The following is an 8,153-nucleotide window of genomic DNA, read 5'->3' on the forward strand; positions in this document are numbered from 1 at the left end:
GCTATTATCCATACGAAATAGTATAATAATTACTGAAATACAAGAAAATGTATTTCATCTCCGTTCTTTCTCCAATATAAACCATAAGAATTTTGTCGAATGCTGTCGAATATTGTACTTTTCTGTTGTGAAATTCCAAAAAAATTTTTCATTTTCTTTAGAAATTATTATGTAAAAGTTGCAAAAAACGTTGATATAACCCTTTTTGTTTGGGTTTTATAGGATTATAACAAAAAGATTGACGTATATGGGAATGGCTGGTATTATTAATCATTATAAGAACTTTGTCGAATAATGACGAAAATTGTTTAAATTTTTTTCATTCAAAATTATATATAAGAGAGGCGTTTACATATGAAATCTACTGGTATTGTCCGTAAAGTCGATGAGCTTGGCCGAGTTGTTATCCCTATCGAACTTCGCCGTACTTTAGGAATTGCTGAAAAAGATGCATTAGAAATCTATGTTGATGACGAGCGCATCATTTTAAAGAAATATAAACCAAATATGACTTGCCAAGTCACTGGTGAAGTTTCAGACAATAATTTATCGCTTGCTGAAGGTAAATTAATTTTAAGTAAAGAAGGCGCAGAGCAACTTCTTAAAGAAATTCATGATTACCTTGAGCCAGCAAAATAAGTTACGATAAAAAACAGGTTATCTATTTAGATAGCCTGTTTTTTTAATTATTCTACATGATAAGCATGATAAACTTCTCGTTTATTTACATTGCGATCTTTAGCTACTTGCTTGATTGCTTCTTTATTTTGTAATCCCTTATCACCCATATAAGCATTCACATGCTCAACGATGGTTAATCCTTCCCACCATTGTTCAGTAGTAGGAGCATCTTCTTCACTACCGCCTTCAACGATTAAGCAAAATTCACCACGAATTTCATTTGCTTCCGCCCATTGAAGTGCACCTTCAATATCCCCTCTTATAAACTCTTCGAATTTCTTTGTCAATTCTCTACAAAGCACGATTTTACGATTACCTAAGATTTTCAACATAGCTTGCAATGACTCTTTTAAGCGATGTGGAGATTCGTATAAAACAAAGGTAGAAGTGATAAACTTTAATTTTTCTAATTCTTTCTTTTTATTTTTAGCTCCCCTTTCTAGAAAGCCATAAAAATAAAATGGTTGTGGACAAAGACCAGAGGCAATTAAAGCGGTAAGAGCTGCATTTGCGCCCGGCAAAGGAATGACTGTAATTTTTTCAGCAAGAGCTTCCTGTACTAGTTCATATCCTGGGTCAGAAATCGTTGGCATACCTGCATCGCTTACTAATGCTACTGTTTGCCCTGCTAGTAATCTTTCCACAACATGTTTACCGCTACTCATTTTATTATGTTCATGATAACTAATAATAGGTGTATCTATTTCGAAATAGTTACAGAGCTTCTTCGTATTTCTCGTATCCTCAGCAGCAATTACATCTGCTTCTTTTAGAACACGAATTGCTCTAAAACTCATATCTTCTAAATTTCCAATTGGAGTTGGCACTAAATATAGTGCAGGTTCTATACCTTCTTTTGCAAAGCTATGTTGTTGCCACATACCAACTTCGACTCCTTTTTCTCTGACTATCCTCATTATACATGCCATTCTTAATCCTTGAATAAAGAAGGTTCAGGTGTACTAATTTTTATTTGTAGTTCTTTTTGTTTTCTGGGCAATTGTTTAAAACGATACTCCGCTTTCATTGCTGCTTCTTTTGTCTCGAAACATTCCGTATATATTAAAGTAACGGGTGTTCTTCCACGCGTGTACTTTGCACCTTTTCCACTATTATGCATCTTCACACGTTCTTCTAAACGATTCGTATAGCCCGTATAATATGAGCCATCGCTACACTCCAGTACATACATAAAATGTTTATTCTCCATATAACATCTTTTTTGCTTCTGGTGTATACTCGTTATTCTCATCATAAACCGTAAAAGGCGGAAGTATCTTCAGATCAGGATTTCCATCTTTAATTCCTTCAATTAATACAGTATTTGCTTCTTTTCCAATCATCGGATGCACAAATTGAATTCGTTTCGGTTCAATTCGATACTTTCTCATTAATGTAAGAATATCCGTTAATCTTCCTGGTCTGTGAACAAAAGCTGCTTTTCCACCTTGCTTCAAAAGATGACTACTTGTTTGAATAACATCTTCCAAATTACAAAGAATCTCATGTCGAGCAATGGCAAAATGCTTATTTTTATTTATTTCTTCAGCTGATGGAGTTGGAAAATATGGTGGATTACATGTTACTACATCATATTTAGAATAACCAATTTCCTTAGGAACTCCTTTTAAATCCCTATGCATCATTTCCAATTGATCACTTAACTGGTTGTATTCAATACTACGAATGGCCATATCATATAATCGTTCTTGAATCTCTACTCCGATAATTTTTCCACGTGTTCTCGTGCTAAGTAAGAGTGGAATTACTCCATTACCAGAGCAAAGGTCAACAAGTTGTCCTTTTACAATCGGTACTGAAACAAATCGTGCTAATAATACTGCATCAAGAGAAAATGAAAACACAGAAGGGCTTTGAATAATTCGCAACTCTTCTGCAAGGAGATAGTCTAATCTTTCATCTGCTTTTAACATATATTTTATCGTGCACCTCATTTATCATGTGTCGTTATACTCTTATTTCCTGCTCTAGCGCCAATTTCAAGTGAACTTACGGACTTCCTCCTACAGACAATCATTGAGTGAAAGAAGATATGGAGCGAAACAGGTGGTTCTGCCTTTTTAAATTAGCATAAAAAAACCTTCCATGTGAAGGGAAGGCTCATTATTTTTTATTTAAGAAAGATAAACAGAATAAGCAATCGCCTTCTTTACGAGGGCTTCCAAAATGCAAGTTGCAAATGTGAAAACCTTCTTGGTATAATCTAGCGAGATTATCGTAACCTTCACCAATATCGAAGCCCTTTTGCTCTTTCGTTTCTTGTTTAACTTTTTTCTTTACATAATCATCTTGTATTTTCTTTTGAACTTGTTGATCTAGTCGGCGCCTTAAATGCTCATTTTCAATTGTGAGCATATTGTTCTCTTCTAGAATTTCAGCAACGTGATGCTTTAATTCCCCGAGTTGCTTATATAAGTGCCCAATTTGTTTCTCCATACTACTAACCGAATCAAAAATCTCTTTTTTCTCCACGTGCTCACCACCTTAGTAATCTGTGGCTTGAATAGAAACGGCTCCCTCATTTAAAATTTCTTCCAATGTGAATTCTAATACTCTTCCATTCTCTACCAGTTCCACTTGAAGTACTCTTTCTAGAATATTAAGCCCCACTACCTTGCCTGTTCCATTCGGAGTCGTTACCATGTCTCCAAGATCAGGAAGCTGTTCTTTTGCAGTTTCATATTCATCATTCTCATATTTCAAACAACACATTAATCTACCACAAAGTCCTGAAATTTTCGTAGGATTTAATGATAGATTTTGATCTTTTGCCATCTTAATAGATACTGGTTCAAAATCACCTAAGTAAGTCGAACAACAAAGCATTCTTCCACATGGACCTATACCACCAAGCATCTTTGCTTCATCACGTACCCCTATTTGTCGCAACTCAATTCGAGTTCTAAAGATAGCAGCTAAATCCTTAACAAGCTCTCTAAAATCTACTCTACCATCCGCTGTAAAATAAAAGATTACTTTATTTCGATCAAAGGTATATTCAACATCAATAAGCTTCATATCTAATTCATGTTCTTCTACCTTCTGACCACAAACTTCATAAGCTTCTGTAGCCGCTTTTTTATTCTCATCAACAATTAGTCGATCTTTCGCATCAGCTATTCGCAGCACTTTCTTTAATGGTAGCACAACATCATGTTCTTCTACTTGTTTCCGAGCAATGACTACTCTTCCGAATTCCACTCCACGTGCTGTCTCTACTATGACAAACTCATCCTTTGGAATATCGAAATCGCCCGGATCGAAGTAGTATATTTTACCCGCTTTTTTAAAGCGGACTCCTACTACATCATACAAAGGATGATCCCTCCTGCAAATTCAACACTAACTGCTCCATGACTAGCTGTGGATTTGTATTGGACATCAGTCTTCTCTTCGCTTCGAGTATAGCTTCCATATGAGTAGCCAACATTCTTTGGCTATGGAGAAGTGCTGATTTCTCAAGTTCTGATTTCATATTTTGAAACACCATAGAATCTTTCTGGTCCAACTGTATATATAATAAATCTTTATAAACAAGAAGTAATAAATCTAAGCCACGGTCAATCTGTTCCTTATCTTTAAAGTGATCCAACCACTCTTCTTGAAGGTATAATAAACCCTTCATATAGTCTTGGTTCAATACTTCATATAATTTTAACACTTTTCGCTGAGCTTGTGCAAACCAATCGTCAAAACTTATTTCTCTTGCTTCATCAAAATGGTTCGTTAAATGACTTACAATTGCAGCGGTCTGTGCATCCACACCTTCTTCAATTATTCTATTCTTGATTTGCTCCGAAGATAAAGGCTGAAATGTTATCATCTGACATCTAGATACAATCGTTGGAAGTATTCGTTGTGACTGTTCGGTTATAAGAATGGCAGTTGTTTCTGATAGAGGTTCTTCCAAGAACTTTAATAAACTATTAGCAGCTTGTACGGTCATTTTTTCAGCTGCTTCAATAATATATACTTTGCGTTCTGATTCAACGCCCTTCTTGGAGAATTCGTCTTGCAAGTGATGTATTTGATCCTTCTTAATCGACAAGCCATCTGGCTCAATAAGATGAACATCAGGATGATTTCCACTTGAAATTCTTCGACAGTTTGCACAGTGATTACAAGGTTGTTTATTTTCATCTAGATTTTCACAATACAAGCTTTTAGCTAATAGAATACTTGCATCTTTCTTTCCCGTTCCACGTTCTCCTTCGAAAAGATACGCATGAGCAACTCGATTTTTCGTAAGGCTATTTTGTAGCATTTGACAAACGAGTGGCTGTATTTCCTTTAGCTCATTCCAAGTATTTATCATTTCTTATTCACTACCTTAAGTATATAAATTAATAAGTAAGCCTTTAATTTCGCCAATTTGCCCAAGAATGGATATAGAGTCTTTTTCCTTATCCATTACTTGATCCGTTAATTCAACTAACTTTTCATCAATTGTTTTAACTGTTTTCAACTGTCTAGTTTGCCCATATTGGTTCCAACTTTGCGACTGTTTTAATTCCATGCCGAAATGTACTGCTTCTTTAACAAACCTTTTAACTAGCGTTTTATATTTTGCTAAGTCTTTGAATGTGCGAGAACGTTCTAGACGCTCTCCAGCTCCTTCAATACTCACTAATAATTTGTTTAGCGAATCAAATTGCATCTTTTGATCCTGTTTATGAATAACAGTGGAAAAGCGTACGTTTCCAGGAGTTGAAGACTTTGGTTCTTTCTGAACTTTATCCAGTTTCACAGGGATATCTTGATTAATCTTCATGCATACACCTCATATATCTCATTAAAATTGGTGAAACTGTTCAATCGGTAAGACAAATACGGTTGCTCCCCCAACTTGTACATCAACAGGATAAGGTACATAAGAATCTGCATTACCTCCCATTGGAGAAATTGGTGCAACAAGTTGTTCTCGTGATTGACAGTTATCTTTAATTATTTGTAAACACTTATTAACACGTATTTCTTCTGTACCAATCATGAAAGTTGTGTTCCCTGATTTAAGAAAACCACCTGTTGTTGCGAGCTTTGTTACCCGAAAATTATGTTCTACTAAAGCTGATGATAGCTTATGGCTATCCTTATCTTGAACTACAGCAATAATCATTTTCATGGAAAACATCTCCTTTTCACGGTTCTCGCATTTTGTACCTACTTCTATTATAGCAATCATTGATAAAGTTTTCTTAATTTTCCTTCATTATCATATGTTACTATCAAGAGTCTTTCTTTCATTAATAAAATGCTTCACTACTTTCATCGCTTGATTTAGTACTATACTAATATCGTCGGACGCATCAATTACTTTAATTCTCTCTGGAAAACGCTCTACTAATAGCATATATCCTTCTCGAACTTTATTGTGAAATGATAAGTTCTCCATATCTAACCGATTTACTTCTCGGTCACTGTTATTATAAATACGCTGTAACCCCGCTTCAGGTTCAATATCGAAGTATAATGTTAAATCAGGCATTGTATCTTCAATCGCAAATTTGTTGATGCGATATACTTCTTCTATACCTAAGCCACGGGCAAATCCTTGATAAGCTAATGAACTATCAATGAATCGATCACATAGCACAATTCTACCTTCTTTTAGAGCGGGTTTTACTTTCTCGACTAAATGTTGTCTTCTTGCAGCTGCATATAATAATGCCTCTGTCCGTTCATCCATCATAATGTTATCTTTGTTCAATAATATCTCTCGAATTTGTTCTGATATAGAAATGCCGCCAGGTTCTCTCGTCAGTAAAAGCGAATAACCTTCTTGCTGTAGCTTTTCATTTAATAGCCCAAGGATGGTTGATTTCCCTGCTCCTTCTGGCCCTTCAACTGTAATAAAAATCCCGCGTTTCATGGATGTACCTCCAATAATCATGTCTATTCATAAGTATACAATATTTATCACTTGTTTTTTACACATATACAAGTATATTACGCTCATCTAAACAACTACTACTATGGAATCTAGTTCCAAACTGAAGCATTTGTTCGAGACCGGCCATTTTCTTTTCTGTTATTCTTTCTCCTTTAATCATATAAGGTACACCCGGAGGATATGGAACAATCGTCTCAGCTACTATATAATCGATTGCTTCAGAGAAAGGTACACTCCTTGTCTCCCTATTCATCATCTCTGCGAAAGACAACTCTAATTGTGTGAGGTCATCAACATCTTCAAGTAATACGGCAAAAACTTGTTTTTCTTGATGTTTTTCTTTAAGTAGTTCTACTGCTTTTCTCATACCAAAGATTATTCTGTCATATGAGAAAGTCTGTCCAACCTTTAGAATTGGCAAAACTAATAAAATATTTTTTATATCTGCTAATTCACTATAGATACTACATTTTCGCAGTGCAGATTGTAATTGATATCCTGAATAAGTACCATCTGTTTGAACAGTTACCTTCAGAATATCACATACCCCCTCTTCATGCTGTAATACTCGTATTCCGCTAATCTTATTTAATTCTCTTTTAAATTCATCAATTGTTGTCTTCGTATATAGCAAATCGTCGTCTGTTAATGTACCTAAATAAGAGCGCGCTAGATCCAGTGATACCATAATTGGATATGAAGGACTGCTTGATTGAAGCATCTGCAGATACATTTCAACTTTCTTGTAATTAGTTACTGCATGATTAACATGTAAATACGATCCCATTGTCATAGCAGGTAAAGTCTTATGTGCTGATTGAACAACATAGTCAGCTCCATATGCTAAACTGCTTTTAAGAAATGGCTCCCGTCCAGTAAAGTGAGCACCATGCGCTTCATCAACTAAAACTGTTATATCATGTTTATGTGCCAAAGATATAATTGCTTCTAAATTCTCACCAACGCCATAGTAACTAGGATAAGTTAGAATCATGGCTTTTGCTTTCGGATAAGCTTTTATAGCTTTCTGTACAACATTAATTGATAAACCCTCAGCCGTTCCCCATTCTTTATTTATATTTGTCTGTAAAAAAATTGGGGTGGCTTTTGCTAACATCAATGCGTGCAGAATTGATTTATGACAATTTCTTTGTACAAGAACAACATCTCCTGCTTCACAATTTCCCAAAACCATTGCTAAATTACCGCTTGTAGAACCATTTATAAGAAAATAGCTTTTTTGAGATTTATAAAGTTTTGATAGAAGTTGTTCTGCTTCTAAAATAGCTCCCTCAGGTGCATGCAAGTCGTCTAACCCTTCAACTTCTGTTGCATCTATTTGTAATAATTGCTGAAAGATGTTTGTTCCCTTATCATGACAAACAATACCATTCTTATGTCCTGGAACATGACAAGAAACAGGGTTTTCTTTGCGGTATTGTTCTAAGGCATCAAATAAAGGTGTCTGTTTATGTATATTTATCATCGATGTTCATCCTTTTTATAATCATTTTTTTATAGTGTAACAAATTACGATGGTCTTGGTTTAGTAACATAAAAT

General features: G+C 35.1%; 11 protein-coding genes. 1 reads left to right on the forward strand and 10 read right to left on the reverse strand.

Translation table 11 applies throughout. From position 1 onward, the window contains the following. Window positions 1-354: 354 nt before the first annotated feature. Entirely contained in the window at window positions 355-639 is a 285-nt protein-coding gene (locus V7014_RS17385) for an AbrB/MazE/SpoVT family DNA-binding domain-containing protein (protein WP_335508701.1), read from the forward strand. Between the two features lie 47 nt (window positions 640-686). Here the strand turns inward: V7014_RS17385 and rsmI are convergent, their stop codons facing one another. The 10 genes from rsmI to V7014_RS17435 form a co-directional block, all read right to left on the reverse strand. Continuing rightward, window positions 687-1,562, reverse strand: a complete 876-nt coding sequence (gene rsmI / locus V7014_RS17390; protein WP_335508702.1) for a 16S rRNA (cytidine(1402)-2'-O)-methyltransferase — start codon at window positions 1,560-1,562, stop codon at window positions 687-689. A gap of 50 nt (window positions 1,563-1,612) precedes the next feature. Next, complete coding sequence (locus V7014_RS17395) at window positions 1,613-1,891, reverse strand: GIY-YIG nuclease family protein (RefSeq protein WP_335508703.1); 279 nt, start codon at window positions 1,889-1,891, stop codon at window positions 1,613-1,615. Then, window positions 1,881-2,615: a tRNA1(Val) (adenine(37)-N6)-methyltransferase gene (locus tag V7014_RS17400; RefSeq protein ID WP_335508704.1), complete on the reverse strand. Its 735-nt coding sequence runs from the start codon at window positions 2,613-2,615 to the stop codon at window positions 1,881-1,883. Before V7014_RS17400 ends, V7014_RS17395 begins: the two co-directional genes overlap by 11 nt. A gap of 190 nt (window positions 2,616-2,805) precedes the next feature. After that, window positions 2,806-3,174, reverse strand: a complete 369-nt coding sequence (gene yabA, locus V7014_RS17405) for a DNA replication initiation control protein YabA (protein ID WP_335508705.1) — start codon at window positions 3,172-3,174, stop codon at window positions 2,806-2,808. A 12-nt stretch (window positions 3,175-3,186) separates the two neighbouring features. Next, on the reverse strand, window positions 3,187-4,017 hold the full coding sequence (locus tag V7014_RS17410) for a PSP1 domain-containing protein (protein WP_335508706.1): 831 nt from the start codon (window positions 4,015-4,017) through the stop codon (window positions 3,187-3,189). Beyond that, window positions 4,010-5,017, reverse strand: coding sequence for a DNA polymerase III subunit delta' (holB, locus tag V7014_RS17415; RefSeq protein WP_335508707.1), 1,008 nt, complete (start codon window positions 5,015-5,017; stop codon window positions 4,010-4,012). The genes V7014_RS17410 and holB overlap by 8 nt, the downstream gene beginning before the upstream one ends. Window positions 5,018-5,032: 15 nt before the next feature. Then, window positions 5,033-5,473 (reverse strand): YaaR family protein, encoded by a 441-nt coding sequence (locus V7014_RS17420; RefSeq protein WP_335508708.1) that lies wholly within the window; start codon window positions 5,471-5,473, stop codon window positions 5,033-5,035. A 21-nt stretch (window positions 5,474-5,494) separates the two neighbouring features. Next, entirely contained in the window at window positions 5,495-5,824 is a 330-nt protein-coding gene (locus tag V7014_RS17425) for a cyclic-di-AMP receptor (RefSeq protein ID WP_335508709.1), read from the reverse strand. Between the two features lie 90 nt (window positions 5,825-5,914). Further along, window positions 5,915-6,571, reverse strand: coding sequence for a dTMP kinase (gene tmk / locus V7014_RS17430; protein WP_335508710.1), 657 nt, complete (start codon window positions 6,569-6,571; stop codon window positions 5,915-5,917). Between the two features lie 58 nt (window positions 6,572-6,629). After that, window positions 6,630-8,078 (reverse strand): aminotransferase class I/II-fold pyridoxal phosphate-dependent enzyme, encoded by a 1,449-nt coding sequence (locus tag V7014_RS17435; protein WP_335508711.1) that lies wholly within the window; start codon window positions 8,076-8,078, stop codon window positions 6,630-6,632. Window positions 8,079-8,153 lie beyond the last annotated feature (75 nt).

It is taken from the genome of Bacillus sp. JJ722, from assembly GCF_036963345.1.
GTDB lineage: Bacteria > Bacillota > Bacilli > Bacillales > DSM-1321 > Bacillus_AD.

Bases quoted from the DNA above. Each gene is read 5' to 3' on its own strand.
- V7014_RS17435 (WP_335508711.1), bottom strand. From the start codon at position 8,078: ATGATAAATATACATAAACAGACACCTTTATTTGATGCCTTAGAACAA.
- tmk (WP_335508710.1), bottom strand. From the start codon at position 6,571: ATGAAACGCGGGATTTTTATTACAGTTGAAGGGCCAGAAGGAGCAGGG.
- V7014_RS17385 (WP_335508701.1), top strand. From the start codon at position 355: ATGAAATCTACTGGTATTGTCCGTAAAGTCGATGAGCTTGGCCGAGTT.
- V7014_RS17420 (WP_335508708.1), bottom strand. From the start codon at position 5,473: ATGAAGATTAATCAAGATATCCCTGTGAAACTGGATAAAGTTCAGAAA.
- V7014_RS17425 (WP_335508709.1), bottom strand. From the start codon at position 5,824: ATGAAAATGATTATTGCTGTAGTTCAAGATAAGGATAGCCATAAGCTA.
- V7014_RS17395 (WP_335508703.1), bottom strand. From the start codon at position 1,891: ATGGAGAATAAACATTTTATGTATGTACTGGAGTGTAGCGATGGCTCA.
- V7014_RS17400 (WP_335508704.1), bottom strand. From the start codon at position 2,615: ATGTTAAAAGCAGATGAAAGATTAGACTATCTCCTTGCAGAAGAGTTG.
- rsmI (WP_335508702.1), bottom strand. From the start codon at position 1,562: ATGTGGCAACAACATAGCTTTGCAAAAGAAGGTATAGAACCTGCACTA.
- holB (WP_335508707.1), bottom strand. From the start codon at position 5,017: ATGATAAATACTTGGAATGAGCTAAAGGAAATACAGCCACTCGTTTGT.